Genomic DNA, 2,457 nt, shown 5'->3' on the forward strand with positions numbered 1-2,457 from the left:
AGACGCGGCTGGCGATCGAGGCCGCGGGGCGGGAGGAGGGCGAGGTCTGCTTCGTGGACCTGGCGCCCGTCGACCGGTCTGAGGTGGCGAAGGCGCTGCTCGGCGCCCTCGGGTTGCGGGAGAGCGGGATGCTGCCGGTGCCCGCGGACGGGCAGCCGGGCGCGGAGGAGCGGCCGGGCGCGGAAGAGCGGCTCGTCACGGCGCTGGCCGGGCGGCGGATCCTGCTCGTCCTGGACAACTGCGAGCATGTGGTGGCGGCCATCGCGCGGCTGGCGCACCGGCTGCTGAGCGCCTGCCCCGAGCTGCGGGTGCTGGCGACGAGCCGGGAGGCCCTCGCCGTCACGGGCGAGGCGCTGCGGCCGCTGCCGCCGCTGGAGCTGCCGCCGGACGGCGCGCCGGTCGAGGACGTCGTCGGCTATCCGGCGGTGCGGCTGTTCGCGGATCGGGCCGCGGCGGTGCGGCCCGGGTTCGCCGTGGACGCGGGGAACGTGGACGCCGTCCTGCGGATCTGCGGGGCGCTGGACGGGCTGCCGCTGGCGATCGAGCTGGCGGCGGCGCGACTGCGGTCGCTGCCGGTGGCGGAGGTCGCGACGCGGCTGGACGACCGGTTCCGGCTGCTGTCGCGCGGGAACCGCGCGGCCGCGCCGCGCCACCAGACGCTGCGGGCGGTGGTCGAGTGGAGCTGGGAGCTGCTGGACGGGGCGGAGCAGACCCTGGCGAGGCGGCTGACGGTGTTCTCCGGCGGGCTCACGCTGGAGGCCGTGCAGGGCGTCTGCGATCTGGACGATGCCGACGAGCTGCTGGTCGAGCTGGCCGACAAGTCGCTGCTGCAGAGCGACGGGACGCGGTTCCGGATGCTGGACACCGTCCGCGCGTTCTGCGCCGAGCGGCTGGCGGAGGCGGGCGAGGAGGAGCGGTTCCAGCGCGCGCACGCCGCGTACTTCCTGGACCTGGCGCGGCGCGCCGATCCGCATCTGCGGGCCGCGGAACAGCTCGAATGGCTGGAGCGGCTCGCGGCCGACCATGGCAACCTGCACGCGGCGCTGCGCCGGTGCGTCCGGCTGGATCCCGGGCTGGCACTGCGGCTCGTCGCGTTCCTGTCGTGGTACTGGTGGCTGCGGGGGCGCATCGAGGGCGCGGCGCTCGCGGCGCGGCTGCTGGACGTGCTGGACGACGATCCGCCCCGGGGCCTTGAGGAGGAGTACGTCCTGTGCGTCGCGAACGCGGTGTCGGGCGGTTTCGCGGGTGAACGGGCGGTGGGCCTGCTCGACCGGGCCGAGGCGATCCTGCGGGGCATCGACCGGCCCGTGACGTACCCGGCGCTGATCGTCCAGTGGGCGCTCACGGCGGGACCCGCGCGAACGGACTACGACAGTTTCAGCAGGCAGCTCGGCGAGGACCCCTGGTCGCACGCGCTCATCCGGATGAGCGACGCTTTCGTGCTGCAGTTCGCCGGGGAGGTGGACCGGGCGGCGGAGGCGGCCGCCGCGGCCGTGCGGGGCTTCCGGGCGGTCGGCGACCGGTGGGGTGCCGCCAACTCCCTGGACCCGCTGGCCCAGCTCACCGACTGGCGCGGCGACAGCGACCGCGCGCTGGCGCTGCTGGACGAGGCGTTCGAGCTGGTCGGGCAGCTCGGCGCCCTGGAGGACACCAGCGACCTGCTGTTCCGGCGAGGGGGCGTCCACCTCCACCGCGGGGATCTGGACGCGGCGCGGGCCGACTACGAGCGCGGTGCCGGGCTGGGCCGCCGGGCGGGCGTCCCCGACAAGGTCGCCGCGGGCCACCACGGGCTCGGCGAGGTCGCGCGGCTGCGCGGGGACCTGGACGAGGCGCGGCGGTGGTACGAGGCGGCGCTGGACGGCTCGGCGTCCGAGCGGTTCATCGCCGTGGCCGTGCGGGGCTCGGCGCTGGTCGGGCTGGCGTGGGTGGCCCTCGCCGAGGGCCGTGCCGCGCGGGCGCGCGAGCTGCTGGACGAGGCGCTGGACCTGGCGCTCGACCATCCGATCTTCATGTACCAGGCGGGCGCGGCCGTCGGGCTGGCGGCCGTCGCTCTCGCCGAGGGGGACGCGGCGGGCGCCGCACGGCTGCTCGGCGTGACCCGGTCCCTGCGGGGCGTCCTGGCCCCCGGCGACCCCGACGTGGCGCGCGTCGCGTCCGTCGCCCGCGCCGTGCTCGGGGACGCGGCGTACGAGGCGTGCCTCGCCGAGGGCGCCGCGCTCCCCCGCGCGGAGGCGCTCGCCCTCCTTGGCGGCGGCCGCGGCGGCCGGACGATCGGCGGGCCCTTTCCCCCGCTCGGCAGCCGGACGATCGGCGGCTGACCGCCGGCGACCGGCGGAGGCTCCCGGGACACCGACCGGGCGACCGCGGCGGGCGCGCGGCGGGCACGCGGGCGCGCGGCAGGCGGGCGGCAGGTGGGCGGCCGGCAGGCGGCGGGCGCGCGGCAGGTGGGCGGCGGGC

The 2,457-nt window shown here is 77.8% G+C and carries 1 protein-coding gene; it reads left to right on the plus strand.

Translation table 11 applies throughout. From position 1 onward, the window contains the following. Positions 1 to 2,318 (plus strand): ATP-binding protein (locus tag E1298_RS46205; RefSeq protein WP_131903697.1); only part of this gene is annotated, 2,318 nt, incomplete at its 5' end. Positions 2,319 to 2,457: the final 139 nt, after the last annotated feature.

Origin of the sequence: Actinomadura rubrisoli, from assembly GCF_004349215.1 — a bacterium.
GTDB lineage: Bacteria > Actinomycetota > Actinomycetes > Streptosporangiales > Streptosporangiaceae > Spirillospora > Spirillospora rubrisoli.